25 protein-coding genes and 2 pseudogenes are annotated in these 26555 nt (G+C 69.4%); 10 read left to right on the top strand and 17 right to left on the bottom strand.

The genetic code is table 11. The features are described from left to right. The first annotated feature begins 23 nt into the window (after window positions 1-23). Window positions 24-1430 carry a YibE/F family protein gene (locus ACWGI6_RS00850; RefSeq protein WP_453265507.1) on the top strand — a complete coding sequence of 469 codons (1407 nt, stop codon included), beginning with the start codon at window positions 24-26 and terminating at the stop codon, window positions 1428-1430. A gap of 169 nt (window positions 1431-1599) precedes the next feature. Here the strand turns inward: ACWGI6_RS00850 and ACWGI6_RS00845 are convergent, their stop codons facing one another. The 3 genes from ACWGI6_RS00845 to ACWGI6_RS00835 form a co-directional block, all read right to left on the bottom strand. After that, on the bottom strand, window positions 1600-2022 hold the full coding sequence (locus ACWGI6_RS00845; RefSeq protein WP_453265506.1) for an SsgA family sporulation/cell division regulator: 423 nt from the start codon (window positions 2020-2022) through the stop codon (window positions 1600-1602). A 742-nt stretch (window positions 2023-2764) separates the two neighbouring features. Continuing rightward, window positions 2765-2989: a DUF5326 family protein gene (locus tag ACWGI6_RS00840; RefSeq protein ID WP_453265505.1), complete on the bottom strand. Its 225-nt coding sequence runs from the start codon at window positions 2987-2989 to the stop codon at window positions 2765-2767. Between the two features lie 226 nt (window positions 2990-3215). Beyond that, a complete protein-coding gene (locus ACWGI6_RS00835) occupies window positions 3216-3533 on the bottom strand; it encodes a cupin domain-containing protein (protein ID WP_393904257.1) in 318 nt (105 codons plus the stop codon). A gap of 49 nt (window positions 3534-3582) precedes the next feature. Here ACWGI6_RS00835 and ACWGI6_RS00830 point away from each other — a divergent pair, with 49 nt between their 5' ends. The 5 genes from ACWGI6_RS00830 (at window position 3583) to ACWGI6_RS00810 (ending at window position 7447) form a co-directional block, all read left to right on the top strand. Next, window positions 3583-3960, top strand: coding sequence for a phage holin family protein (locus ACWGI6_RS00830; RefSeq protein WP_393904258.1), 378 nt, complete (start codon window positions 3583-3585; stop codon window positions 3958-3960). Window positions 3961-3963: 3 nt separating this feature from the next. Further along, window positions 3964-4590, top strand: a complete 627-nt coding sequence (locus tag ACWGI6_RS00825) for a low molecular weight protein-tyrosine-phosphatase (protein ID WP_453265504.1) — start codon at window positions 3964-3966, stop codon at window positions 4588-4590. Beyond that, window positions 4587-5714 carry a cystathionine gamma-lyase gene (locus ACWGI6_RS00820; protein WP_453265503.1) on the top strand — a complete coding sequence of 376 codons (1128 nt, stop codon included), beginning with the start codon at window positions 4587-4589 and terminating at the stop codon, window positions 5712-5714. Before ACWGI6_RS00825 ends, ACWGI6_RS00820 begins: the two co-directional genes overlap by 4 nt. A 308-nt stretch (window positions 5715-6022) precedes the next feature. Further along, a complete protein-coding gene (locus ACWGI6_RS00815) occupies window positions 6023-6919 on the top strand; it encodes a LysR family transcriptional regulator (RefSeq protein ID WP_453265502.1) in 897 nt (298 codons plus the stop codon). 48 nt (window positions 6920-6967) lie between these two features. After that, on the top strand, window positions 6968-7447 hold the full coding sequence (locus tag ACWGI6_RS00810; protein WP_393904262.1) for an NUDIX domain-containing protein: 480 nt from the start codon (window positions 6968-6970) through the stop codon (window positions 7445-7447). Between the two features lie 39 nt (window positions 7448-7486). On the opposite strand, the gene ACWGI6_RS00805 is transcribed toward ACWGI6_RS00810, so the two are convergent. From ACWGI6_RS00805 to ACWGI6_RS00795, 3 genes are all read right to left on the bottom strand, one after another. Next, window positions 7487-8467, bottom strand: a complete 981-nt coding sequence (locus ACWGI6_RS00805; protein WP_453265501.1) for a pyridoxamine 5'-phosphate oxidase family protein — start codon at window positions 8465-8467, stop codon at window positions 7487-7489. Between the two features lie 49 nt (window positions 8468-8516). After that, window positions 8517-10412: a globin domain-containing protein gene (locus tag ACWGI6_RS00800; RefSeq protein ID WP_453265500.1), complete on the bottom strand. Its 1896-nt coding sequence runs from the start codon at window positions 10410-10412 to the stop codon at window positions 8517-8519. Window positions 10413-10864: 452 nt separating this feature from the next. Continuing rightward, window positions 10865-11500: an HAD family hydrolase gene (locus tag ACWGI6_RS00795; RefSeq protein ID WP_453265499.1), complete on the bottom strand. Its 636-nt coding sequence runs from the start codon at window positions 11498-11500 to the stop codon at window positions 10865-10867. Window positions 11501-11732: 232 nt separating this feature from the next. Here ACWGI6_RS00795 and ACWGI6_RS00790 point away from each other — a divergent pair, with 232 nt between their 5' ends. Continuing rightward, complete coding sequence (locus ACWGI6_RS00790; RefSeq protein ID WP_453265498.1) at window positions 11733-12290, top strand: DUF2269 domain-containing protein; 558 nt, start codon at window positions 11733-11735, stop codon at window positions 12288-12290. 76 nt (window positions 12291-12366) lie between these two features. Here the strand turns inward: ACWGI6_RS00790 and ACWGI6_RS00785 are convergent, their stop codons facing one another. Together ACWGI6_RS00785 and ACWGI6_RS00780 are read right to left on the bottom strand one after the other, a co-directional pair. Further along, on the bottom strand, window positions 12367-12813 hold the full coding sequence (locus ACWGI6_RS00785) for a GlcG/HbpS family heme-binding protein (RefSeq protein WP_453265497.1): 447 nt from the start codon (window positions 12811-12813) through the stop codon (window positions 12367-12369). A gap of 117 nt (window positions 12814-12930) precedes the next feature. Beyond that, window positions 12931-14151: an MFS transporter gene (locus ACWGI6_RS00780; RefSeq protein ID WP_453265496.1), complete on the bottom strand. Its 1221-nt coding sequence runs from the start codon at window positions 14149-14151 to the stop codon at window positions 12931-12933. A gap of 144 nt (window positions 14152-14295) precedes the next feature. Between ACWGI6_RS00780 and ACWGI6_RS00775 the strand changes: the two genes are divergently transcribed. Together ACWGI6_RS00775 and ACWGI6_RS00770 are read left to right on the top strand one after the other, a co-directional pair. After that, window positions 14296-14829 carry a MarR family winged helix-turn-helix transcriptional regulator gene (locus ACWGI6_RS00775; protein ID WP_453265495.1) on the top strand — a complete coding sequence of 178 codons (534 nt, stop codon included), beginning with the start codon at window positions 14296-14298 and terminating at the stop codon, window positions 14827-14829. Between the two features lie 98 nt (window positions 14830-14927). Then, window positions 14928-15380 carry an N-acetyltransferase family protein gene (locus tag ACWGI6_RS00770; protein ID WP_453265494.1) on the top strand — a complete coding sequence of 151 codons (453 nt, stop codon included), beginning with the start codon at window positions 14928-14930 and terminating at the stop codon, window positions 15378-15380. Window positions 15381-15413: 33 nt separating this feature from the next. On the opposite strand, the gene ACWGI6_RS00765 is transcribed toward ACWGI6_RS00770, so the two are convergent. The 5 genes and pseudogenes from ACWGI6_RS00765 to ACWGI6_RS00745 form a co-directional block, all read right to left on the bottom strand. Then, a complete protein-coding gene (locus tag ACWGI6_RS00765) occupies window positions 15414-16160 on the bottom strand; it encodes a TetR/AcrR family transcriptional regulator (protein ID WP_453265493.1) in 747 nt (248 codons plus the stop codon). Window positions 16161-16707: 547 nt separating this feature from the next. Next, window positions 16708-17844, bottom strand: a complete 1137-nt coding sequence (locus ACWGI6_RS00760) for a pyridoxal-phosphate-dependent aminotransferase family protein (protein ID WP_453265492.1) — start codon at window positions 17842-17844, stop codon at window positions 16708-16710. A 102-nt stretch (window positions 17845-17946) separates the two neighbouring features. Further along, complete coding sequence (locus ACWGI6_RS00755) at window positions 17947-19395, bottom strand: serine hydrolase domain-containing protein (RefSeq protein ID WP_453265730.1); 1449 nt, start codon at window positions 19393-19395, stop codon at window positions 17947-17949. Between the two features lie 216 nt (window positions 19396-19611). After that, a pseudogene (locus ACWGI6_RS00750) lies at window positions 19612-19701 on the bottom strand (hypothetical protein); the annotation flags it as partial. A 68-nt stretch (window positions 19702-19769) separates the two neighbouring features. Continuing rightward, the gene (locus ACWGI6_RS00745; protein ID WP_453265491.1) at window positions 19770-20744 is read right to left on the bottom strand and encodes a GlxA family transcriptional regulator; all 975 of its coding nucleotides are present in this window, start codon (window positions 20742-20744) and stop codon (window positions 19770-19772) included. 145 nt (window positions 20745-20889) lie between these two features. Between ACWGI6_RS00745 and ACWGI6_RS00740 the strand changes: the two genes are divergently transcribed. Then, window positions 20890-21855 carry an NADP-dependent oxidoreductase gene (locus ACWGI6_RS00740; protein WP_453265490.1) on the top strand — a complete coding sequence of 322 codons (966 nt, stop codon included), beginning with the start codon at window positions 20890-20892 and terminating at the stop codon, window positions 21853-21855. 401 nt (window positions 21856-22256) lie between these two features. Here ACWGI6_RS00740 and ACWGI6_RS00735 read toward each other — a convergent pair whose 3' ends face one another. From ACWGI6_RS00735 to dnaB, 4 genes and pseudogenes are all read right to left on the bottom strand, one after another. Further along, entirely contained in the window at window positions 22257-23174 is a 918-nt protein-coding gene (locus ACWGI6_RS00735) for an NADP-dependent oxidoreductase (RefSeq protein WP_453265489.1), read from the bottom strand. Between the two features lie 291 nt (window positions 23175-23465). Further along, window positions 23466-23771: a hypothetical protein gene (locus ACWGI6_RS00730; protein ID WP_453265488.1), complete on the bottom strand. Its 306-nt coding sequence runs from the start codon at window positions 23769-23771 to the stop codon at window positions 23466-23468. Then, a pseudogene (locus ACWGI6_RS00725) lies at window positions 23768-24409 on the bottom strand (TnsA-like heteromeric transposase endonuclease subunit); the annotation flags it as partial. The pseudogene ACWGI6_RS00725 and the gene ACWGI6_RS00730, both read right to left, overlap by 4 nt. 264 nt (window positions 24410-24673) lie before the next feature. Next, the gene (dnaB, locus tag ACWGI6_RS00720; protein ID WP_393904367.1) at window positions 24674-26131 is read right to left on the bottom strand and encodes a replicative DNA helicase; all 1458 of its coding nucleotides are present in this window, start codon (window positions 26129-26131) and stop codon (window positions 24674-24676) included. Window positions 26132-26555 lie beyond the last annotated feature (424 nt).

Below are 26555 nucleotides of genomic sequence, written 5' to 3'. Positions count from 1 at the left end.
GGAGTTCTTGCGATGATCGAGCGGTGAGCCCTGACGAGTCCCACCACCATTCCGCCGTGCACTCACATGCGCACAGCCATGGCCCTGCCACGCCCGTCTCCCGGCATCTGCGCAAGGTCATCGCGGCAGTGCTGATCCCCTTCGCGGCCGCGGTGGCGGTCGGTCTCGTCGTGCTCTGGCCGGGCGGCGCGCCACCCCACAAGCCGTCCGGCGTCGGCTTCGACCAGCCCACGGAGCAGGCCCGAGTCATCAAGGTGGCGGAGGTGAACTGTGCGGATGTCCATGCCGAGCAGCAGCCCCAACAACCGTCTCCGACAGGGCAGCCACCGGCCGGGGGAGCGGCCAAGGGCAAGCCCTGTCAGCAGACGACGATCAAAGTCACCACGGGTGAGAACGCCGGGCGCACCTTCCAGACGGTGGTGACGCCGGACGCCCTGCGCCACTACACCACCGGCCAGGACGTGGTGGTGGCGTACTCCCCCAAGGCGCCGAAGGATCTGCAGTATTCGGTCAGCGATGTCGACCGGACGCTCCCGATGTGGGTGCTGGCTGCGATCTTCGCATTCGCGGTGGTGATCGTCGGCCGACTGCGTGGCGTCCTGGCGCTGGTGGCACTGGCGGCCAGCTTTGCGGTCCTGACGCTGTTCATCCTCCCGGCGATCCTGCAGGGTTCGAATCCGCTGGTGGTGGCGGTGGTCGGGGGAAGCGCGATCATGCTGATCGCGCTGTATCTGTGTCATGGGCTGACGGCCCGTACGTCGGTGGCCGTGCTCGGCACCCTCGCCTCACTGCTGCTGATCGGGCTGCTCGGCTCGGTGTTCATCAACTGGGCTCTGCTGACCGGCAATACGGACGAAACGACCGGGCTGGTGCACGGCCTGTATCCCGACATCGAGATCCGCGGCCTGCTGCTCGCGGGGATCATCATCGGGTCACTGGGTGTGCTCGACGATGTGACGGTGACCCAGACCGCCGCCGTCTGGGAGCTCAAGGAGGCGGACCCGGCCGCCGGCTGGCGCAAGCTGTACGGGGCCGCGATGCGGATCGGCCGGGATCACATCGCGTCCGTCGTCAACACCCTTGTACTGGCTTACGCGGGCGCCGCGCTGCCGCTGCTTTTGCTGTTCTCGATCGCACAGAGCAGCGTCGGCACGGTCGCCACGAGCGAGGTGGTCGCGGAAGAGATCATCCGCACGCTCGTGGGCAGCATCGGACTGGTCGCCGCAGTGCCGCTGACGACGTTGCTGGCGGCCCTGGTCGTCTCGGCGGACCGGAAGGGGCAGGGCGTGGTGGGGAGCGACGGCGGGGCAGGAGCCGGACAGCGCTTCGGGGCGGGTTCCGGAGTCGGGGTTGGCGCCGATGTGCCGATGGGCGCCACGGAGTCCCGGCCGGGCCGGCGCGGGGGACGCGGCAGGCGCCGTAAGCGGTGACGGAACACGGGGCCGGTCCGGCAGGCAACGCCGACCGTAAGCGGAGCGGGGGCACGGGGACACGTGCGATGAAGGGCAGACGGTACGGGCGGGGCGGAGCACACGGGTACGCGGGATGACCGGCGTACCCGGTACGACACCGGCGTGAACGGCCCGTCCGGGGTCGGGGTCAGCCGGCCGGTGCCTCCGTAAGGATCCGGTCGAGTACGGCCTCCAGGGTGTCGCAGACCTCTTCCTTGCCCAGCGGTACGAGCCGGTCCGTACGGTCCAGGAAGGCGACCAGCGGCGCCGCGCTCACCCGGAACAGCGCACGCTCGGCGCCGACTTGAAGGCTGATGAAGACATCGCTGAGGTGCGTGGGGGAGGCCGGCTCGATACGCACATCCCCCTCACCGGACGGCCGACTCAGTCCGTCCAGCAGCAGCTCTCGACCGAACGCCCACGTCACGGGCGCATCGCCGGGCAGATCGAAGGTGAGGCGGACGGCGTACGGATCGGCGCTGGCGAAGTCCAGCTCCACCGGAATCCGGAACGCGAGCTCTTCCGAGACGACGAAGCTCATGATCACTTCTGCCTGAACTGTGTCGGTCATCAACCACTGCCCCGCACTTGATCGGAGATGGCCGGGAAGCATCGCCCGTAGCCCTATTGGCGCCATCGTCTGCCAGGCGCAAGCAGATCACAAGGAGTGAGTTTCCAGATACTGACAGAGAAGGCGAGTGTCGTTAGTGACGCCTCCGCCATTCTTCGTAGTCGGTCTGTAACGGACCGCAATCGATGCAGTTCGTCCATGGACAGAGAAACCACCGACACCGCGGCGACCGCCTCGACCGGGACCGGGATAGCCGGGAACGCCGTGCCCTGGGCATATTTCTGACACCCGAAAGCCCGGAGGCTGCCACGCACCGTATCCAAACGGTGCGGCAATTCGCCCTCAGATCACACGGAAAAGGGCGATATCGACTGGACGGTGCGGCGGGCGAGACGCTCTTTGTTCGATGCCTCGTCAAACTGCGCGAGCAGACATTGCCCGATCACGTGGGCGGTGCGGCGGCACGGAAGCCGGCCCTTTCCTCCGCCGATGGCTACTCCGGGCTGTCGGCGACCGCCACCGTCTCAATATCACCCTCTCGGTAGACGGCGAAGTAGACGGCGGTGCCTACTCCGACCCGTCACGGCCGGCACGTCGGGATCCGGGCCCGTCGTCGGCACCCGACGCCGGGCCGGACGCCGACGGGAGTGGGAGGATCATTTGCCGTTCACGATTGCCAACACCGACCCCCCGGGTCCGCTCGCAGCGGGCACGGGGGGGCGGTCGGTGGGAGGCCTGCGGCCTACCAGTCGCCCTTCGATGAGGACGAGGACGAGCCACTGGTCCTGCGGACGAGATAGATGACTCCGGCGATCAGGGCTGCCGCTATGAGGACCTTGAACAGCACGCTGATCAGGAAGCCGAGCGCCGTGGTGATCAGTCCGCCGAAGACCACGATCAGGACGACGGGCACCACGACCCAGGTGACCCACCACGGAAGTCCTGCCAATATCCCCTTACCAGCCACTGCTCTGCCCTGCTTTCTGTCTGTCGCGCTGTCGTTGTCCGTACCGCGCCATCCGTCTGCTGCGCTGTTGTCGCGGTGGTGTCGCCGTCCGCGTGCGGCGTGTCTGTCGCCTCACACCTCCGGTTCCCCCTGCACCAACGATGCTAGGACGCGGACCGCGGCCGTGGGGGCTTCGCAGCCCCGGCCCTCCCCTGACCCTTCCCCTACGGGTCCCGGGGACAGACCCTTACCTCTCAGGAGGAGAGAAGACCACCATCACCCGGAGGTCCTCGCTGATGTGATGGAACTTGTGGGGCACCCTGGCCGGCACATAGACCACACTGCCCCGGGCCACGGACTGGGTCTCCGTGCCGACGGTGATCGCCGCCCGGCCGCTGACCACGAGATACACCTCGTCCTGGGCGTGCGGCTGCTGCGGGTCGGTGCTGCCGGCGTCCAGCGCATACAGCCCGACCGACATGTTGCGTTCCCGGAGGAACTGCAGATACGCACCGTCGTTCGCGGCCCGTTCCGCTTCCAGCTCATCCAGTCTGAAAGCCTTCATGCCGATCGCACCCCTCTGATGATTCAGACTCGTCTGCGACGATCTCACCATGAAGCATTTTCTCGTCAAGACGATCGCCAACGCCGCGGCGCTTGCCGTGGCTATCTGGCTGCTCAAGGACATCACGCTCACCGGTGAGAACACCGGCCGCAAAATACTCACCCTGGTCCTCGTCGCGCTGATCTTCGGGCTGGTCAATTTCCTGGTCAAGCCCGTGGTGAAGCTGCTGTCCTTCCCCCTGTTCATCCTCACACTCGGCCTGATCACGCTGGTCGTGAACGCGCTGATGCTGCTGCTGACCTCCTGGCTCGCCGGCAAGGCCGATCTCGCCTTCCATGTGGACGGCTTCTGGACGGCACTGCTCGGCGGCGTGATCATCTCCATCGTCGCGTGGGCGACGCACGTGATCCTTCCCGACGAGGACTGACCCTTGCCCGTTCCCTTCCGTATCTGCTTCGTCTGCACCGGCAACATCTGCCGGTCGCCGATGGCGGAGTCCGTCTTCCGCGCCCGCCTCGCGGAGGACGGGCTCGACGGCCTGGTCGAGGTCGACAGCGCGGGGACCGGAGGCTGGCACGAGGGCGATGGAGCCGACCCGCGCACGGTCGCCGTGCTGTGCGCGGGCGGCTATGAAAACGCTCACACCGCCCGGCAGTTCCACGCCTCCTGGTTCGACCACCTCGACCTGGTCATTGGGCTCGACTCCGGCCATCTGCGCGAGCTGCGCGACCTGGCCCCGACCGTGCGGGACGCCGCCAAGATCCGCCTGCTGCGCTCGTACGGGACGGGCGCTGCGGCAGAAGCAGGCCCGGGGCCGGTGCCCGGCCGTGCGTCCGGCCCCGACCTCATCCGCGACCTCGACGTTCCCGATCCGTACTACGGCGATTTCGCCGGCTTCGAGGAGTGCCTGGAGATGATCGAGGCGGCGAGCGACGGCCTGCTGGCGGCGGTCCGGGCCGCGATCACGGCCCGCAGCGTGGCCACCGCCCCCGCACCCGGGCATGACACCGGCCGGCACCGAGCGCAGGACCCGCACCAGGAAAAGGAGAGCGCATGACCGGCGACGGCACCCGCGCCGTACGCGCCGGGCTTCCGGAGCCCGAGGCCTATGAGCCGGCCCTCCCTGGTCCGGTGTTCGCGGCGCACTACCACCTCCCCGGCGATGCCGTCGGCCCGTACACCTACGGCCGCGAGGCCAACCCGACCTGGACCCGTCTGGAACAGGCCATCGGCGAGTTCGAATCGCCGGATGAAAGCGCCCATACCGTCGCCTTCGCCTCCGGAATGGCAGCGATCACCGCCGTCCTCTTCTCCCAGCTGCGCACCGGCGACGCCGTGGTGCTCCCCAGCGACGGATACCAGCTGCTGCCGGCCGTCCGCACCCGCCTGGAGAGCTATGGCATCGAGGTCCGTACGGCTCCGACCGCACACGACGCACAGCTCGATGCGCTGGACGGCGCCCGGCTGCTGTGGATCGAAACACCCTCCAACCCCGGCCTCGATGTCTGCGACATCCGGCGGCTGGCCGACGAAGCACACCGCCGCGGCGCGCTGGTGGCCGTCGACAACACCCTCGCCACCCCGCTCGGCCAGCGGCCGCTCGACCTCGGGGCGGACTTCTCGGTCGCCAGCGGCACCAAGGCGCTGACCGGCCACGGCGATGTCCTGCTGGGGTATGCCAGCACCCGCGATGCCGCGCTGGCCGATTCCGTACGGCTGTGGCGCAAGACGGTGGGCGCGATCCCCGGCCCGATGGAGAGCTGGCTCGCGCATCGTTCGCTGGCCACCCTCGCGCTGCGCGTCCGCCAGCAGTCGGAGGGTGCGCTGGCTCTGGCCACGGCGCTGGCCGACCGTCCCGAGGTCACCGGCCTGCGTCACCCGGGCCTCCCGTCCGACCCGTCCCACGAGCTCGCCGCCCGGCAGATGCGCCCGGGCCGTTTCGGCTCCGTGGTGTCCTTTGTGCTGCCCGACAAGGCCTACGCGGAGCGCTTCATGGACGCGCTGACCTTGGTGGACGATGCCACGAGTTTCGGGGGTGTTCGGTCCAGCGCCGAGCGACGCGCCCGCTGGGGCGGTGACGCCGTTCCGGAGGGCTTCATCCGCTTCTCGGTCGGCGTCGAGGAGCCGGAGGATCTGGTCGCGGATGTCATCCGGGCACTGGGCGCGGCCGCACAGAACTGAGCGGATGTCCGGGATGAAGCGAAGCAGGGAACGTGTCGAACAAGCGGAGCGTCCCCACACCCGTGCACGGGAAGCGGCATGAGGTCGGCCGGCAGGGTATCCCCCCTCGTCACCCTGCCGGCCTGCGGTTTCCACATGGCCCCGAGTCCACGCGTTTCACGTGAAACCAGATGTTCCACGTGAAACGAACCGCTCGAACAAGGCTAGTTGACTGAGCGTCATTGTCCAATCACGCTAGCGACACAGCCCTATCGACAAATTTATAGTTGGCCCGCGACCAGGCTTCCGAGAGGCGCAGGAGGTACGCGATGGATCTGGCTCTGCTGCGCACCTTCGTCACAGTGCACCGAGCCGGCTCCTTCACCCGCGCCGCGGCGCTGCTCGGCCTCTCCCAGCCCGCGGTGACCAGCCAGATCCGGGCGCTGGAACGCCAGTTGGGCCGCCCCCTCTTCCTCCGCTACGCCCGTGGCGTCACCCCCACCACCATCGGCGATGAACTCGCCCACAAAGTCGCACCGCACCTGGACGCGCTCACCGAGATCACACAGGCCGGCCTGGACCGGGACTCCGTCACCCGCACTCTCCATCTCGCCGGACCCCCGGAGTTCCTCGCCGAGCGCGCGCTCCCGGCGCTGACCCCGCTGATCGCCCAGGGACTGTCCATACGCACCGCCTTCGGCCCCGCGGAGGAGCTGCTGACCGGCCTGGCCGCCGGCCACCACGATCTGGCCGTCACCACCACCCGGCCGCGCGGCGGGCTGCTGACCGCCACCCCGCTCTGCGACGAGGAGCATGTACTGATCGCCGCGCCGCACTGGGCCGCCGAGCTGGGCGGCAGCACGGTGCTGCAGGCCGGGGGAGTCCGCGTGCTGGACCCCGTGCCGCTCGTCGAGGTCCACGAAAGCCTGCCGCTGATCGCCCGCTACTGGTCCGCGGTCTTCGACGCCAAGCCCGCCGCGTCAGCCGCCGTGATCGCTGCGGACCTCAGAGCGGTGCTGTCCTGCGTGACGGCCGGCGCGGGGCTGGCCGTGCTGCCCCGCTATCTGTGCGCCGGAGCACTGGAAAGCGGCGCCGTCGTGGCCCTGCTCGACCCGCCGGTGCCCCCGCTGCGTACATACTTCCTGGCCGTACGGACCGGGACGCTCGGCCTGCCGCATATTGCCCGGGCGCATGAGTGGCTGCTGCGAACCGCTGTCGACTGGTGACCGAGGGGCGTGGGTTTCACCGGGCCGTGACTGCGGCATCTGTCCCCTATGAACGTACGGCCAGTCGTCAAACGCACCGCCCGCGCGATTCTGCTCGATGGCGCGGACCTCGTTCTGATCAAGCGCACCAAGCCGGGCCGGGCCCCGTACTGGATCACTCCGGGCGGCGGCGTGGAGCCCGAGGACGCCACCGTCATCGACGCTCTCCACCGTGAACTGGACGAAGAGCTGGGCGCGAAGATCAAGGACGTGGTGCCGGTCTTCGTCGACACCGTCGAGCACTTCAGCGATGGCGGGGTGGACGGCGTGAAGGTCCAGCACTTCTTCGTCTGCCGGCTCGACTCGATGGACCTCTCACGCCGGCACGGCCCCGAGGTGGAGGAACCCTGCGGGGAGTACGAGATCGTGCGGGTCCCCTTCACCCGTGTCGGCATCGCCTCCGTCGAGGTCGTACCGCTGTCGCTGCGGCACTACCTCGACGGCAACATCGAGGGCGTGTGGGCCATGCACGCCCCCGATCTGGGCTGAGCTGAGCCCGCAGCGCCCGCCCCGGAGGCGGGCGCTGGGTCAGCCGTCGCGCCGGTCGAACCATCCGCGGAATGCGGGACCGTCCTCCGCGGACCGACGGGGCCGGGCACGGGCGAGCACCCGCTCGACCCGGTCGAGGAACTCCGCGTTCAGCTCCTCCACGAAGTCGTCCCGGCCCGGGACAGGGGGCGCGCCGGGGTACGCGGCACCGACCCGTGGGGCAGGGGCTGTGCCGCCCCCGTACGCCGGATCGTTTCCGTAGGCCGGATCGCTGCCGTACGCCGGAGCCGCACCCTGATACACCGCGTCGTCCGTGTCCTCATACACCGCGTCGTCCGTGTCCTCGTGCAGTCCGCCCCGAAGGTGCTCGTTCTTGCGCTCCGCGCGCCGGAAGGGCGGCCGCTGACCCGCCTCCGCCGCCGAGCCGAAGAAATCGCCGCCCTTGCGCTTGACGTCGTCGGTACCCCAGGCCCGCGCGCCGCGCTGCTGCGCCGGGATCTTCTGGAGATGTGGAATGTGCTTGGCGCAGTGGATGTACGCCTCTTCGACCTCGACGGTGACCCACAGTTGGGCCCGCCGGCCGGGGACCGGGTCGACCGGCAGACCGGAGTGGTGCGCCCGCATTTCCTCGTCCATGACGACCCGCGCCCGGCCGTTGATATGCAGCCCGATGCGGTCGCGGGTGAAGTCGACCATCAGGATGCCCAGGCGCGGGTTCTCCGAAATATTGCCGATGGACGCCATGACACCGTTGCCACGGTATTCCGGGTACGCCAGCGTCCGGGCGTCGAGCACCTGGACGAACCCCGGCGGCCCGGCCCGGAACGTCGCATCGCATTCGCCGTGCCGGTCGGCCGTGGCCAGGAAGAACATCTCCTGCCGGGCCGCGAACTCCTGCATACGGACGTTCAGATGGTCCAGGACCTGGTCCCCGTAGAAACGATCGGCGCGCTCGGTCGTACCGAGCCTCTGCTGCACCAAGTGCTCGCCGTCGCTCCCGGGGCGCTCTTGCCGTGGCATGCCCCACCCCTCCCCTGTCGGACCGAATTCGACCTGTGCTGCCAAGACCTCAATCTCCTGCCGAGACCAGCTCTGCCACGGAGTCGTGCCGGATGCGCTCGGACGGGATGCCGACCCCCACCAAAGCGTCCACACCGCTGCGGATCAACCCCGGCGGCCCGGAAAGATACGCGTCGTATTCCCGGAACGGCCCGTATTGCCGCACTGCGTCCGGGAGTTGACCGGTTTCGCTGCTCGTTCCGCCGCGGGCCGCGGGTCCGTTGGCGACGACGGGACGGACGGAGAGCCAGGGGTGGGTCTGTTCCAGGCGCAGCATGGTGTCGAGGTCGTAGAGGTCGTGGTCGCTGCGGGCGCCGTAGAACACCTCGACGGGGCGCCGGACCCCGTGTTCCGCGACGTCCTCCACCAGCGCCTTGATGGGGGCGATGCCGGTGCCGCCGCCGACGCACAGCAGACCGCTGCGCGTGCTGTGGTCGACCGTCATCGAGCCGCCGGGGGCACCGAGCCGGATGACATCGCCGGGGCGGGCGCGGTGGACCATCGCGTTGGATACCCAGCCGGCCGGGACCGCCTTGACGTGGAAGGACAGCAGGCCGTCGGAGCGCGGTGCGGAGGCGAAGGAGTAGTGCCGCCAGACCCGTGGCCACCAGGGGGTTTCCACGCTGGCGTACTGCCCCGCGAGGAACGGGTAGGGCTGGTCCGGGCGGACCAGCACCACCGCGATGTCGGGCGTACGCAGCTCGTGTGAGACGACCTCGGCCTGCCACCAGGCGGGCGCGACGGCCTCGTCCTCGGCAGCTGCATCGATCATGATCTGCGAGATCGCGGTGTAGGCCCGCACCCATGCGGCCTGGGCCTCCGGTCCCCAACTGGACGTCGCATAGCGCGCGAGCGCGTTGAGCAGGCATTCGCCGACCGCCGGGTAGTGGTCGGGCTGGGTGCCGTATTTGCGGTGCCCACGGCCGAGGTTCGCGAGGTAGGCGGTGAGCACATCGGCGTCGTCGACGTGCTGGGCGGCGGTGAGCAGCGCCTTGAACAGCCGGTCGCGCTGGGTGTCCATCGAGGCCGGGAACAGCGCCCGCAGATCGGGGTACTGGACGAAGAGCAGCGCGTAGAAGTACGAGGTGACCTTGTCGGCCACGGGCTCGATTTCCGCCATGGTGCGACGGATGAGGATCGCGTCGGGGGAGGCAGGTGTTGCGGAAGAGGCCGAGGCTTGCAGAGCGTCGAGAGAGGGCTCCGGGGCGGGGGCGGTGGGACGCGCCTTGGGGGTGAAGGCGGAGGGCGCTGGGGCGGGAGCCTGATTCTGGGCGGCCGGATCCGTGGCAGGAGCGGCGCCGGTGGGAGCACTTCCCGCGGGCGCTCGCGTGGCGCGCGCCGATTCGTGTACGGGCTCGGGCTCCCGGCCCCGGACGGATTCGCGCTCCCGGTCCGACGGGCGTTCCGCGGGCGGCTCACCACCCCAGGCGGGCTCGGCCTCGCGGCGCGGCGGTGCGGAGGCCGGGGCGGCGTACCCGGGGGCTGCGGCGGGCTGCCCGGAGTAAGCAGCCGCGGCGGGCTGCTCGGGATAGCCGGCTGCCGCGGACGGCCGGCCCGCTTCGTGCCGCGACGGAGGAACCTGCGACGGCTCCGTCTCGCGTTCACGTGCGGCGGCGGTGCCTACCGGCCGGATCGGATTGACCGGCCGACTGGGTATCTCTTCCCGGTCGTTCCGTTCATCTCTCTCGTTCCACTCATGGTGGTCTCTGCGGTCGCCGCGGTCGCGGTGTTCACTCCGGTCGTCCGGTTCCGCCGGAACGTCCTGGTTCTGCTGCCGGTCCTGGCTGTTTTGCCGCTCCTGCTGTTCTCCGGAGGACTTCTTCGCCGGCGGAGTGAACCAACCCCAATCGCCACTGCTCCCGCCGGAAGAACCGCTATCGGCCGACGTGGTGGTCGGAGCGTCCATGGTCTGCCTCGCCTCGAACGTCTTTCGGTTGTCTTCGCACTTCCGTGGATCGGAACTGCCCGGAATTCCCCCGCCCTGCCCCGGAATTCTTCATCGACTCAAGCGATTCCGGCAACACCCTCCAAAGCGGACAAATCTCACTCCCTTGCGACAATGCGGATCAGATGCCGCGTCAGCAGCATGTCGCTCCTGCTCATCACATCGGACAAATAGTCGGAAGTCCGGGTGCCGAGGGCCGCTTCGCCGCTAGGCTGACGAGCTTTGAGCTCGTCCTTCGCGCACCCGCGGAACCCCTACCTCCGCCAAGCCGGACTCGACCATACCGGCAGCAGTTGAAACCACAAGCCCTGATCTTGGAACACTCCGCGCAGCCCTGCCAATAACAGTGATCCTCCCCACAGACTGCATTTTCAGCGCACACAGCGGACGAATCCGCCGGAGAAACTTCGGAATTACTGGCCAGTACGCACCAGTGCGTATGCCTCACGCAGATCACCGCCCGCGTACGCATATGAGGCCAGCCCACTGACATGGTGATCCGCATTCACGGCCACCGACTGCGGAACTGCCGCGAACAGTTCGGTGTCCGACATGGAGTCGCCGTATGCCACACAGTCGGCTCGGGTCAGCCCGTACTGCACACAGAGTTCATCCGCGATCCGTACCTTCGCCGCCGACGAGAGGATGCCGGCCGGATCCACCGCCTCCCGGATCGGCAACACGGGCCAACGGGAACCGTGCGCCGCGTCGGCGCCCCAGGCCAGCAGCCGTTCGACGAAGAAGCCCGGCGAGAGAGAAATCACCGCGCACCGTTCGCCGCGCGCCCGGATATCCGCCCAGACTTCCCGGATACCGGTCAGCCAGGGCGCGCCGTCAAAAGCCGCGGCCACCGTGAGTTCGGTCAACTCGGCGGCCCATAGATCGCATGCCCGCTGCGCGAACTGCGGTGGAGTCAGTTCACCCGCGGCAAATCCGCGTTCCAGCTCGGCGATCTCCCGGTCCAGCCCGAGCTGCCGGGAGATCTCCATGGCGGCCGCGGAACCATGGAGCAGAGTCCCGTCCATGTCGAACAGATGCAGCTTGCCCATGCCCCGGAGCCTAGGAGGCCCGGTGCCGGCAGGCGAGAGCGGGACCGTACGAGGGTGCGAGCGGGTCGGCACGGTTCCCGTTACCGGGAGGGCGGGCGGCCGGCCCGTACGATCGGTCGCCCGGGGACCGGGGGGGCGGGCACCGCACTTCGGGACGTACTCAAGCCCGCGTACGCGCGGATACTCCCGCCGGCAGATGTACCTCGGGGCACGGGGCGCCACCGTGGAAACCATGCAGCAGCTCAGCCGACCCGCCCGCCGGGCCCTCCTCGTCCTGCACGTCGCCGTCTCCGTCAGCTGGCTCGGTCTCACCGTCGGGCTGCTCACGCTCAGCATCACCGGCTACACGACCGGCTCCCCCGACATGGCCGGCGTCGCCTACCGGGCCATGAAGATCTTCGGTGACTGGCTGGTCCTCCCCGTCGCCCTGGTCTCGCTGGTCAGCGGACTGGTGCTGTCGCTGCGCACCGCCTGGGGGCTGGCCAGGCACCGCTGGGTCTACGTCAAGTTCTGGCTGACGCTCATCACCGTGCTGCTGTCGGTCTTCTCACTCCGGCCCGGCATCAACCAGCTCGCCGCCGAGGCCGCCGCGGGCACTCCGACCCCGGACATCAACCTCGTCGTCGCGCCCGCGGTCGCCACGGCCACCTACCTCTTCATCACCGCGATCTCCGTCCTCAAGCCCTGGGGACTCACCCAACGCGGCAGCCGACTGCGCGAGGCGCAGTCGGCCGAGGCCCGCGCCGGCCGGTCACGAAGGAGCGGCATCAAGGGCGCGGGCGTCCGCTAGGGCGTGTCCGCAAGGTCCCGTCCTTCGCCCGCGGGCCGGGCGGGACTTTGCGGACACGCCCCAGGGCCGGGCGCCGTCAGGCGAGACCGGCCTCCGCTGTCGCCCCGGTGACGATCCGGTGGTCCTGTTCGGGGGCACCGCCGCCGAAGCCGAGCGCACCGATCAGCCGGCCGTCCCGATGGAGCGGCACACCGCCCGCGAGGAACAGCAGCGGCCGGTCCAACGCCGTGGGCAGGGTGTGGAACAGCCCGTCGGGCCGTACGAGCTCGACCAGGTCAGCGGTCGGGGCGTCCAACTGCAGTGCCGTGTACGCCTTGCGGGTGCTGGTCTCCCCCGAGATCAGCACGGCCGCGTCGTCCCGCCGGAAGCCGAGCAGATGCCCGCCCGCATCCAGAACGCTCACGCTGCCCCGGACCCCGAGGCCCTCGGCGGCACGGACGGCGGCGTCGATGAGGCCCTCGGCGTCGCGTGTGGTGAGGGGACGGACGGTGGGGGTGGGCGTGTCAGGCGTGGTGGTGCTCATGAGGAGTCTTCCTTGGGGTGAAGTGGTGCTGGTGGTGCGTCTTGCGCTGGTTGGTTCTCGGTGGCCGGTGATGCTCGTAACGCAGATGGCCCGGGGGGCGCGGTACGGCCGGATACCTCAGCCGTGCGCCGCCGCTACGGGCTCGTCGGCAGCCGCGGTGGCTCCGCCGGCGGCCACCACGCGGCCTCGGCTCGTCTGACGCCGCTCCAGAGCGGAGGCGAATATCGCCACCCCGAGCGCCGCGACGGTCATCAGCGCACCGACCCAGTTGGGCGCGGCGTAGCCGAGGCCGGCCGAGATGACGATCCCGCCGAGCCAAGCGGCCAGCGCATTGCCGAAGTTGAAGGCCGCGATATTGCCGGCCGAGGCGAGGGTGGGCGCCGAGGCCGCCTGGTCCATCACCCGCTTCTGCAGCGGCGGAACGGTGGCGAAGCCGAAGATGCCGATCAGCGCGACGGTGACGATGGCGGCGGTCTTGTTGTGCGCGGTGAAGTTGAACGCGGCCAGCGACAGCGCCAGACCGGTCATCGACACGAACAGCATCGGCATCATGGCGCGGTCGGTGAAGCGACCGGAGATCAGGTTTCCGCCGACCATGCCGAGGCCGAAGATGGCCGTCAGCCAGATCACGGAGGACGGCGCGAAGCCGGTGACCTCGGTCATCATCGAGGCGAGGTAGGTGACGGCCGCGAAGACACCGCCGAAGCCCAGGATCGTCATCAGCATCGCGAGACCGACCTGCGGGTTGCGGAACACCGCGAGTTCGCTGCCCAGGGGAGAGGCCGCCTTCGCCCGCTGCGCCGGGACCAGCTTGACGATGCCCAGCAGGCCGATCACACCGAGCGCGGTGATGGCGTAGAAGGTGGTGCGCCAGTCGAACTGCTGGCTGAGCATGGTGCCGGCCGGTACGCCCACGACATTGGCGATGGTCAGGCCGCTGAACATCAGCGAGATGGCGGTGGCGCGCTTCTCCGGCGCGACGAGGTCGGCGGCGACGAGCGCGCCGATGCCGAAGAACGCGCCGTGCGTGAACGCGGCCACGATCCGCCCGGCGAGCATGATCCCGAAGTTGGGTGCAATGGCCGTGAGCAGATTGCCCACGATGAACAGGCCCATCAGCAGCATCAGCATCTGCTTGCGGGTGAAGCGCGTGCCGACGGCGGTCATCAGTGGCGCCCCGATGACCACGCCGAGGGCGTAGACGGTGGTCGCGTATCCGGCGAGCGGGATGGAGACACCGAAGCCTGCCGCCATGTCGGGCAGCAGGCCCATGACCGCGAACTCGGTCGTTCCGATCCCAAAGGCACCGATGGCGAGGGCCAGGAGTGCGAGAGGCATGACGGATCCCTTCAAATGATTGCGTCCGTCCCTTACGAGCGTTGACAATAATTGCAGACGCGGTTAATTGCAAGCGCTGTATATTTCGCGGGTGTCCTATCCTGGGTGGTGCGCCCATGAGGTGCGCCCTTGAGGAGGTCGTCGATGACGCAGCAGACGCGGGAGAAGCAGGAGACGCAGGAGACGGTGGAGGCACCGCAGCCGTCAGCACCGGCCGCTCCCGGCTGCCCGCCGGCACCCGCCCCAGGACTCGCGCAGGGCTGGTGCGCGCTCTCCGCGCTGCACAGCCGCATCGAGTCCCACATCGAACGCGCCCTGCAGACCGGGCACGAGCTCAGCGTCCGCGAGTTCTCGGTCCTCAATGTGCTCAGCGAGCAGCACGACGGTCCCGGCGGCCATCTGCGGATGCACCAGGTCGCGGACTCCGTCGTCCTCAGCCAGAGCGCCACGACCCGCCTGGTCACGCGGCTCGAGGAGCGGGGACTGCTCTCGCGCTATCTGTGCCCCGACGACCGGCGCGGCATCTACACCAACGTGACGCCCGACGGCCTCGCGCTCCTGGTGGAGGCCCGGCCCACCCACGACGGGGCGCTGCGCGAAGCCCTCCAGGACGCCGCACAGCGCCCCGAGCTGGCGCCGCTGGTCACCGCCGTCGAGACGCTCGCGCCGCCGGAGTGACGCCGGCGGCGCGAGCTCATGCCAACTGCTGAACGGGCGGCACGCGGCACGGCCGCCTGCCTGCCGCCTCTGCGGTCGCACGGCATAAGGTCGCGCCCATGAGCGATATCGAGATACGCCGCGCGACCGAGGCCGACCTGCCCGCCATCATCGCGATGCTCGCCGACGACGCGTTGGGCGCCGCCCGCGAATCACCGGACGATCTGGCTCCGTACCGTGCCGCGTTCGAGGCACTGGCCGCCGACCCGCATCAGCACCAGATCGTGGCGGTCCGCGAGGGGCGGACGGTCGGCACGCTTCAGCTCACGGTCATCCCCGGCCTGTCCCGGCGGGGTGCCACCCGCGCGATCGTCGAGGCGGTCCGGGTCCACCGCGACGAGCGCGGCAGCGGCCTCGGCACCCAGCTCATCGAGTGGGCGATCGCGGAATCGCGCACACTCGGCTGCCAGATGGTGCAGCTCACCTCGGACGCGACCCGCATCGACGCGCACCGCTTCTACGAGCGCCTCGGGTTCGAGGCCTCCCACCTGGGCTTCAAGCTCCAGCTCTGAGAGACGCGGCGGCCGGCGCACGGCCTCACCCGATCACGTCTGCCGCGTACGTCCCCGCGTCCGGTGCGCCCTCTGCCGGCAGGCACCACCGCAGTAGCGTGCGGGCCGGCCCGTGCGCGCCGTCGCGAGGGCCGCGCCACATGCCTCACACCGCGTTGCGTGACGTTTCTCCGACTCCACCGGGAGTTTCGTCACGGCGCGCGGCGGCCGCAGCGCATCGCACATCAGCGCCGTCATCCGGCCCGACCCCTCGGCCGCCGCACCGGTTCCCGCCGTGGCCCGCTCCATCGAAAGGCAGCCCACCAGCAGGGCCCTGAGGTCCGTTATCCCGACGTCCTGCCGTACGGCGCCTGCCTCTTGGGCCCTCCCGAGCAGGACCTCCAGCGCATCGTCGAAGTCCTGCCCGACCCCCGGCGACGGCTGGAAACGGCCCGCGCCGGCCGCTTCCAGCGCGTCACACAACGCCTTGTTCCGTGACGCGAGCCGCACCACTGAGGCGAGGAAGCGAAAGAACACCGGGCCGGGGTCCGGTGCCTCGGCCAAGTCCTTGGCGGTGTCGGTGAAAAGCTCGATCCGCTCCACGATCGTCGCCCTGAACAGGGCTTCCTTGGACGGAAAATGGCGGTAGACCGTTCCCGCACCGACGCCCGCACGGCGCGCGATCTCTCCGAGCGGAACCCCCAACCCCCGCTCCTCGAAGGCGAATCGAGCCGCCTGGAGCACCAGCGCCCTGTTGCGCCGCGCATCCGCACGGGAGCGCGTGACACCGCCCTCGATCACCGCCGGACCTCCTGAGAAACGTCGTCACCCGGTGGGCGCGTTCCGTCTTTTCAAACGGGTCGCTCGTTCCGATTCTATGGGAGGGTTCCAGCATGATCGTTCAACGCCTCAGCGACGCGTCTACCGGGGAAACCGGTCGGCAGCCGACCTCGGTGCAGACATACGGGCAGTCGAGGTGATCGACCCCGCTGCGCTGAGGCCCGCGAGCGACGGCGCCTATGGCGTCTTCCGCGTCCAGCCTGCCTCCGGAGTCCCGGGCACGCCACCGGACTGCTCCTGACAGGCGACAGACGAGATCACCGCCGGTCGCACCGTCGCCGACGCCGTCTCCCTCGATGCACGGAACCGCGTTCACCCTCCGCCAGCAGCGTCCAACTCCGCTACAGGTAAAGGAAATTGGAGAACACCGAGCCATCGGGGGCACATCCGCGGGCATGGGCGTTTCACGTGAAACGACGCCGCGGCCCGACGCACGTGTGGGGTCGCGTTTCACGTGAAACACGACCCCACCGCTACGACTCGCCCTACAGCCGGGCGCCGGATCGCCTCAGCGTGCAACCACCGCATCCCACGCGGCGCCCGCCGCCAGATCCGCAGCCTCGGCGTCCACGGACACACCCAGCGCACGCAGTCCGCCCGCCAGTGCCGCCAGCGAGGCCGTGACCACCGTCCGGTCGGCGGCGCGGCCATAGTGATTCACCCGGATCATCTCCTTGGCCAGCGCGCCCGCCGCGGCCTGCACCGGCACCGCTGCGTCCACCGCGAGCGCCGCGGTCACGATCTCCCGGGCGTCCACTCCCTCAGGCGCACGGAGCGTCGTGGCGGCCGGTGCCGCGTCCTCGTCGCGCACGACGTACGGAACAAGCCCGCCCAGCGCCCGCACACCGGCCCTGGTGGCCGCGGCCGCCGCCCGGTGCCGGGTGATGACGCCATCCAGGCCCTCGGCGTCGATACGGTCCGCGGCCTGCTCCAGCGCGAGCATCTCCAGTTGCGCCGGTGCGTGCGGCAGCGCCGTGCGTCCGCCGTCGATCCAGCGCTCCTTCCAGTCCAGTAGCGAGAGGTACGAGCGCCGCGGCGCCTGCTCGTTGGCGGCGATCCGCTCCCACGCACGGGCACTGACCGACACCGCCGACACCCCGGCAGGTCCCGCCATTGCCTTCTGTCCGCCGATCACACACAGGTCCACGCCCCACTCGTCGGTGAGCAGCGGCTCGGCGCCCACCGATGCGACCGCGTCCAGCATCAGCAGCGCGCCGTGCTCCCGCACCACCGCGCCGATCTCGGCGACGGGGTTGGTGTTGCCGGTGGCCGCCTCCGCGTGCACCAGGCTCACAAAGTCGATCTCGGGGTGCTCCTGCAGCGCATCGGCCACCTGCCGCGGGTCGACCGCACCCGTGAATGGTGCCGTGATGGTGACCACCTCGGCGCCGCAGGAACGCAGCCAGCCGCCGAACGTCTCGCCGTACGGCCCGGTGATGATGTTGAGCGCGGTGCTGCCGGGCCCCACGGCCGAGCGAATACAGGCCTCCAGGGGCAGCAGCGCCTCGCCCTGCATCGCCACCACATCGCAGCGGGTGTGCATCAGGGCGGCGACCTTGTCCTCGATCCGCGCGAAGTGGGCCGCGGTAAGCGGCGGCAGGTCGAGCAGGTCCGGGGCGGCGGCGTTCGCGGTCGGGTCAGACACGGCAGTCACAGGGCCTTCCAGCGGTAGCGAGCCGACTCGGCGCGGCTCCTGACATCTGGTTCGACTGTACGTCCGCTCCGCGGGCCCCCGTCCGTACGGGCCTCACGCCCTCCAGCCCTCCGGATCCACCCCACCGGGCACCGGTTCCGACGGCTCGTACGGCCCGCGGGTGAACACGAAGGTGCCGAGATCCAGATGGCTGACCGAACCGCCCGGCTCGCGCACCACTCGCAGCGTCTCGCCCGCGTAATAGCCGTCCAGCCCCGTCCATGTGCCGTCCTTCTCGGCCCGGAACCGCGAGGCCCGCCCGGACCCGGACAGCGGTGTGAGCTCCAGCCTGCGCTCGCCCCGCAGCCGCAGTGCGTGCGGGTTCGCGCCCCAGTACCAGGGCCCGGTCAGCGCCAGCAGTTCCGGGTCCAGCGGCCCGGACAGCGGACGCCAGGGCTCGGGGATCCGGGGCTCATGCTCGCTCACGATCCCGGTGAGATCGGCGGCGAGGGCCGCGACCGCCGGGCCCGAGGTGCAGTTGGCGAGCACGACCCCGGCCACGTCCTCCTCGGGATCGGTCCACAGTGCCGCCAGAAACCCGGGCATCGAACCGACGTGCCCGGCCAGCAGCCTCCCTTCGCGCCGTACGAGCTGAACGCCCAGTCCGTACCCCGCATCCCACGCATTCCCCTCCGGCGGTACGGCCGGTGTCCGCATCTCGGCCAGGCTCGCCGCACCGAGCACCCGCTCGTCGCCCCGCAGCAGAAACCCCGCCCACCGGCACAGGTCCGCGGGCGTCGACCACAACTGCCCCGCCGGGCCCATCAGACCGGTGTCCTCGGCCGGCTCCGGCAGCAGGGCGTCGGCCCACGGGTGGACCGCCCAGCCACTCGCGTGGGGCCTCGCCGGCCGCAGCGTCGTACGCCCCATGCCCAGCGGTTCCAGCACCTCGCTCCGCAGCACCTCACCCCACGGGCTACCGCCTCGCAGCCGTTCGACCAGCGCGCCGAGCAGCGCGTAGCCAAGGTTGGAGTAATGGTGCCGCCGTCCGGCGGGGAGCCGCTGCGGCCGCTCACCGAAGAGGTCGGCCGGCCGGGGGCGTAGTGTGCCGGCGGTCCGCTCCCACCACGGCCCTTGCGGCTCGGCCGCCAGCCCCGAGCTGTGCGCCAGCAGTTGAGCGATCGTCGCGTCCGGCACCGGAGTCCCGTCCAGATGCCTGCCGACCGGGTCCTCCAGCCGCAGCAGCCCCTCGTCCCGCAGCCTCAGCACCAGCACGGCGACAAAGGTCTTGGTCAGCGAGCCGATCCGGTACTGCACATCGCGGTGCGGCACCTCCCCCTCCACCGAGCCCCGGGCCGCCGTCCACACCGTCTGTCCCCCGCGGACCACCGCGCCCGTCATGGAGGGCGCCCGCCCCTCGGCCTGCCCGACCGCCAGCCGGCGCAGCAACGCCCGCCGCGTCTGCGGCAACAGCTCCGTGGGCTCTTCAGGCGTAGCCACCACTCCCGGCCCGTGGCCGGCCGGCCCGGGCTCGTGGGACTCCGTGGACTGTCCGATGGTCATGGCGCTCCTCAACAGCGGATCCGGTTCGGCCGGGCCCCATCCTCGCCGCATCGCCGCAGCGCTTCCGCCCCGGTCAACGCGCCCAGTTCGCTCTGCTCGTCCGCCGGCAGCCGGCGCGCCGCATGCAGCATGTGCAGCGCGGTCCGCAGCCGTACGCGGTCCTCCGTAGCGGCGGTACCCCGTCACGGCATCCACCCGCGCCGGCCGCAGCACCCCGCAGTCGTCGTAGAACCGCAGGGCACTCGGCGCGAGCCCCACCCGGCGCGCAAACGTGCCGATGGTCAACAGCTCTTCGGTCTCGTCCATGTACGCGATGGTGGCGCTTCGACCAACCTGAAGGTCAAAGGGCGCGACCCGCCCGCCGCCCGGCGCCGTCAGGCGGTCAGCGCCGCAGCGCTCCGGAACGTTCGCCGGTATGCCTGCGGTGACACCCCCACCGCACCGTGCAGATGTTGGCGCAGGGAGGTACCGGTGCCGAAGCCCGCGTGATGGGCGACGAGGTCGATGGGCCAGTCCGTGGATTCCAGCAGCTGCCGGGCGCGTTCGATGCGCTGGACGGCGAGCCACTGACCTGGGCTCATCCCGACCTCGTCGCGGAAGCGCCGGGTGAGGGTCCGCACGCTGACGCGGGCGTGCGCGGCGAGGGCGCTCAGGGTGAGCGGGTCGCCGAGGCGCTCCAGGGCCCAGGCGCGGGTGGCCGCGGTGCCGCCCGCCGAGGGTTCGGGGACGGGCAGCCGGATGAACTGGGCCTGACCGCCGTCCCGCCAGGGCGGCACCACACACGAGCGGGCCACGTCATTGGCGACGGCGCTGCCGTGGTCACGGCGCACGATGTGCACACACAGGTCCACACCGGCGGCGGCTCCGGCAGAGGTGAGGACATCGCCGTCGTCGACGAAGAGCACATTGGGGTCGACACGGACGGTCGTGAAGAGGCGCTGCAGCTGTGCGGCCTCCCGCCAGTGCGTGGTGGCCGGCCGATGATCGAGCAGCCCGGCGGCGGCCAGGACGAACGAGCCGGTGCAGATGGCCACCATCCGGGTGCCGGGTCGTACGCACTCCAGCACCTTGCGCAGTTCATCGGGCAGCCGGCCGTCCTCGACGATGGTGCCCAGCGCGTGGGACGGCGGGATGACGACGGTGTCCACGCTCGCGAGTACGGAGGCGTCCTCGGCGACCGCGATGTCGTAGTCGGCCTCGGCGCGCACCGGGCGCCCGTCCGGACTGCAGGTGACCACGGAGTAGAGGGGCTCACCGGCAGCGCTGTGCGCGGCGCCGAAGATCCGCGCGGGGATCCCGAGCTCGAAGGGGACGACACCGTCCAGGGCGAGAACACCGACGCGATGCATGACCCGATTCTTTCAAACGTTGGCCATCAGGACACCGCTGGGCTCCCGCCCGCCACGGAAAGCTGACAGCACCCCCGGGAAACGCGCCCGACCAGCGGCGCGGACGCCCCGGTCCCCGCCATAGGCACCGTACGAAGGAGACACCATGTCCGAGACCCGGACCCCGCAGATGCGCGCCGTCAGCCAGGACATCGCCGGAGGCCCCGAGGTCCTCAAGGTGATCACCACCGACCGGCCGGTGCCCGGCCCTACGGAGATCCTGGTCCGGGTGCACGCCGCGGGCGTCAATCCGACCGACTGGAAGACGCGCGAGCAGGGCGAGTTCCTCACCGGCGCCGAGCCCCCGTTCACCCTGGGCTTCGATGTCTCCGGCGTGGTCGAGGCGGTCGGTCCCGGCGTGACCCTCTTCGCGCCGGGCGACAAGGTCTTCGGCATGCCCCGCTTCCCGCACCCCGCCGGGGCCTACGCGGAGTACGTCACCGCCCCGGCGCGGCACTTCGCCCCTCTCCCTGCGAGCCTGGATCACGTCCAGGGCGCCGCCCTCCCGCTGGCCTCGCTCACTGCCTGGCAGGCCCTGGTCGACACCGCAAAGATCCAGCCCGGCGCGCGGGTGCTGATCCATGCCGCGGCGGGCGGAGTCGGTCATCTGGCCGTGCAGATCGCCAAGTCCCGCGGCGCGTATGTGATCGGCACCGCCCGGCAGGCCAAGCACGACTTCCTGCGCGGCCTGGGCGCCGACGAACTCATCGACTACACCCAGCAGGACTTCGCGGAGACGGTGCGCGACATCGACATCGTTCTCGACACCATCAGCGGCGACTACGGCGCCCGCTCGCTGCGCACTCTGCGCCCCGGCGGCACGCTGGTGTCGATCCTGCCGCTGGACGACTCGTTCCCGGTCGCGCAGGCGCGCGAGGCACGGGTCCGCGCCGGATTCATGCTCGTCGAGCCCGACCGGGCCGGACTGCAGGCCGTCGCCGACCTGGTGGACAGCGGAAAGCTGCGGGTCGCCGTCGACACCGTCGTACCTCTTGAGGAGGCCGCAAAGGCGCACGCCCTCGGCGAGACCGGCCGCACCACCGGCAAGATCGTCCTGTCCGTCGCCCCCTGACGACGTCTCCCGCGGGCGGGCCCGCTCTCGGCGGTTCCTTCAGCATCGGCGGTTCCTTCAGCATCGACGGCACCCGCCGGTGAGACCTCACCGACCGGCGCGGAACCCTGAGGCCGACGGAGTACCTCACCTGAGGTGCACCGAACTCCAGGAAGCCGTCGACCAGCTGTATCCCGCTGGCCTCGAGGAGCCGGCGGTGACGTCCTTCACGCGCTCCGCGCCGCTGACGCTGTAGGATCTCGCCGCGTCCGACATGTCGATCTTTTGCGACCTGGGCTTTCTTGGTTGTCTCACGGCCGTGTCACCATGATCAGTCTCAAGTCCGTGGCATTTCCTCGTCCGACACCGGGCAGGTCAGCGGTCGTCCAGCCCACCACCGTTGTTGGCTCATTCCAGGGCGCTCAGGGACGCACGCGAATGACGGTCTTGCCCTTGCGCCGCTCGGTCGGGTTGAGCGCAGGGACGGCGTCGTCGAGGATCGCGACGGTTCCGATGTGCGTGCGAAGGCGCCCGTCCCGCACCCGGTCGACGATCTCCACCAGCTGACTCGGAACGGACTCGACGACGAAGTCGACCGCCAAGCCGTCGACAGGGCGAGCCTCAACAGGCCCGACCACCGACACCAGCGTCCCGCCAGGCCGGATGATTCTCGCCGAGCGCCTTTGGATGTCAGCGCCGATGACATCGAAGACCACGTCGACCCCGCCGATGTCGTCGAGATCCTCGGTGGCGAGGTCGAGGAACTCGTTCGCGCCGAAGTCGAGCGCCGCCTGGCGGTCCGCCGCCCGCCCGGTACCGATGACGTAGGCGCCGAACTCCCGGGCGAGCTGCGTAACCACGGACCCGACTGCGCCGGCGGCGCCGTGTGCGAGGACGCTCTGCCCCGCCTGAAGACGACCGTGCTGGAACAGACCTTGCCACGCGGTCAGGCCGGAGATCGGCAGGCTCGCACCCACCGTGAAGTCGACGTTCCCCGGCAGCGGCGCCAGGTTGCGTGCCTCTACGGCCGCGTACTCGGCCAGGGTTCCATCGCGGTGCCAGTCCGTGATCCCGAACACCCGCTGTCCCAGCGAGAGCCCCGTCGTGCCGTAGCCGAGGGAGGTGACCACTCCGGCGAACTCGTGGCCGATGATCGCCTGGGCTCGATCGCGACCGGCGCGATCGACCCACGTCGAGGGCCACTCCCACTCCGCGGGGACGAAGCCCGACGCATGGACTTCAACGACGACGTCGTTGATCGCCGGCGTCGGCTCAGGCCGCTCCGCGAGTGTGATCCCGGCTGCTTCCGCGGCCGGATCCGTCGCGACGATTGCCTTCACTGGTACCTCCGTATATCTCGTGCTCGCCGGCTCTGTGCGCCGCCCAAGCCATGGAGTGGGCGATTAGCCCACAGAGGAACGGCAACAAGATCCGTCACCACAGACGGATGGACCACTGAAACGCGTCGAGTCCAACCGGAGCTCGACGAGCACCACACACCCGGGGCAGCAACACCCACCCACGCGCTAGTCTCACGGCGATGTCGTATACGACATCGGTACGACACAGCTCGTGCGATTACGACATCAGCCGTAAGACCCAACAGAAAATGTAGGATCTCGCGGCTCGTGTCATAGAGCACGGACGTGCCCAGCTCGCTCCAGGACCTTCTGCTTCTCCTCCGCATCGAGCTGCCCGAGAACCACGGAGGCGATCTCACCTTCGTCGTTCGCTGACGGCCCCGGGCCGTCAGGACCGATCGCGGCACGGTCAGAGAACAGCAGCTCCTTGAGCGACAGCCGTAGAAGCCGCCCGTGACCATCCTTCAAGACCACTTCGTTGCCCGCCGTCGTCGCGGCCATCTCCACCACCTCGACGGACTCCCCGTCGTAGCGGAAGCGCGTACCGACTCCGACCCGAGCCGCCGCCCTGCTCACGCCGCCCTCCTCAGGATGCGCGAAGGACCGAGCGGCCGGTCGAGATCGGTAACGAAAACCTGAGTCCACAGCAAATGGTGGATCGCAGCGCGGACTTGAGGTTCTGGATAATCCTGCAGACACTCCCTGACCTGCCCCAGAAGAAGCCCGTCGAGATCCGCATCCCTGAGTTCTTCCAGAACCTCGGACCCGAACAGCCAGTCCCTGCGGTAACCCGCTAGGAACCGGACATTCTCCAGTTCCACGACCGGAGACTCGCTCCAGACCTCGTACTTCCAACCGCGCGATTCCACCGCCCGCCGGGTCCAGTCGAAGGTGAACGCCACCTCCGGCTTGGATAACCGGTGCAACGGCTTGACGTCCACGACCACCGGCACCTGCCCGGTGAGCAGGAGATAGTCCGGAATGTGCTTACGGGCCTTGCCCTCCAGCACTGTCTTCAGCAGGAAAGGCTGGCCCACGATGCCACGTACGGACAGATCGAAGTCAGCGAAGAGCAACCCCGAAAGCTCCAGGCGCGACTCGTAGATCACGTGATCGCGCGTCGTCGCCGACCAGTAGGTACCCGAGTAGTGCTTCTGGCCCTTGTGCCATCGGAACGTCCGCCACGGAGAGGCCGACTGCAGCGACACCGCGGCTACGGACTCCCAAGAGCATTCTTAAACCCCGCCACCGTGCCCACGAAAGCTGACCGTCGCTTCCATCCCCACTCCCGGGTTGGAGTTGCCATCGACAGCACAATGCTCCCGTTCAACACGCCGACGGGAGTGCACCAGCAGCGCTTTCACTCGAACGAGGCACGGCAACGACCTGCGAATCTCAGCTCAGTGTCGGATCCGACTCAGATCCGACATCGGCCGTGAGATTCCGACACGGGATTTGAGATCCCACAGACGCCCCGCTCACGTCTGTGCCATGTCCACAAACCGCGAGTAGTGGCCCTGGAACGCGACCGTGATCGTCGCCGTGGGGCCGTTACGGTGCTTGGCCACGATCAGGTCGGCCTCGCCGGCGCGCGGGGACTCCTTCTCGTAGGCGTCCTCGCGGTGCAGCAGGATGACCATGTCGGCGTCCTGCTCGATCGAACCGGATTCACGGAGGTCGGAGACCATCGGCTTCTTGTCCGTGCGCTGCTCGGGGCCACGGTTCAGCTGGGAGAGCGCGATGACCGGGAGTTCCAGCTCCTTCGCCAGCAGCTTGAGGTTTCGGGACATGTCCGAGACCTCCTGCTGGCGGCTCTCGGCGCGCTTCGAGCCGCCGGACTGCATCAGCTGGAGATAGTCGATGACCACCAGCTTCAGTTCGTTGCGCTGCTTGAGCCGACGGCACTTCGCGCGGATCTCCATCATCGACAGGTTCGGCGAATCGTCGATGAACAGCGGCGCGGCGGAGACATCCGGCATCCGGCGCGCCAGCCGCGTCCAGTCCTCGTCCGTCATGCTGCCGGAACGCATGTGATGCAGCGCGACCCGTGCCTCGGCGGACAGCAGACGCATCGCGATCTCGTTGCGCCCCATTTCCAGCGAGAAGATCACGCTCGGCAGATTGCTCTTGATCGAGCAGGCCCGCGCGAAGTCCAGCGCCAGGGTCGACTTACCCATGGCGGGACGGGCCGCGATCACGATCATCTGGCCGGGGTGCAGGCCGTTCGTCAGCGAATCCAGGTCGGTGAAGCCCGTCGGCACGCCCGTCATCTGGCCCTGGCGTGAGCCGATCGCCTCGATCTCGTCGAGGGCGCCCTCCATGATGTCGCCGAGCGGGAGGTAGTCCTCACTGGTCCGCTGCTCGGTGACGGCGTAGATCTCCGCCTGGGCGCTGTTGACGATCTCGTCGACATCGCCGTCCGCGGCGTATCCCATCTGCGTGATGCGGGTGCCGGCCTCGACCAGCCGGCGCAGCACCGCACGCTCATGGACGATCTCGGCGTAGTACTCGGCGTTCGCGGCGGTCGGTACGGACTGGACGAGGGTGTGGAGATACGAGGCGCCGCCGACCCGTGCGATCTCGCCGCGCTTGGTCAGCTCCGCGGCGATGGTGATCGGGTCGGCGGGCTCCCCCTTGGCGTAGAGATCGAGAATGGCCTGGAAGACCAGCTCATGGGCGGGACGGTAGAAGTCCTCGCCCTTGAGGACCTCGACGACATCCGCGATCGCGTCCTTGGACAGCAGCATGCCGCCGAGCACGGACTGCTCGGCATCCAGGTCCTGTGGGGGGACGCGCTCGAACCCGCCTGCCCAGGAGCCGCCGTCGTCATCGCGTTCCTGGCGGTCGCCGCGGCCGCGTCCCTTGCCCTCGCCCCGTCGGGAGCGGGCGGCCGGCAGCAGGTCGCTGGGACCGGAGTCCGCCCAGGGGTCTTCCATGGGCTCGGGAATGCTCACCCCGGCACCTCCTCCCGTCCGCGGCGCGGACCTTGCTGTGCGGTTCTTTCTTACGGCACAGCTCTGACAATCGAGACGCCCGACTCCGGTTACGGCGCGTCGAGTTCGGACGATTTCTCAGGCCGGAACAGGCGGCGGGTGCCGGACCACGGTAGGCCCGTGGGCACCGTCCGCCAATCTGGTTATCCACAGGCCATGTGGATGACTGGCCTACAGCTGTGGAGAAGTCCCCGGATCCTGTGCACGGCACGGGGGAAACTTCTGTGGACAAGCACACAATCACCCCACCCTCACTCTCCTGACCTGCAGTTTTCTCATCCATAGGCTGTGGGGAAGAAAAACTTCCGCAAGCGGCTCAAGATCGCGACAAACGGCATGGAGAAGGTAACTCCACACAGCGGAAAGT

Source organism: Streptomyces sp. NPDC054786 (assembly GCF_053611685.1).
This window is presented reverse-complemented; position numbering and strand designations above follow the sequence as displayed.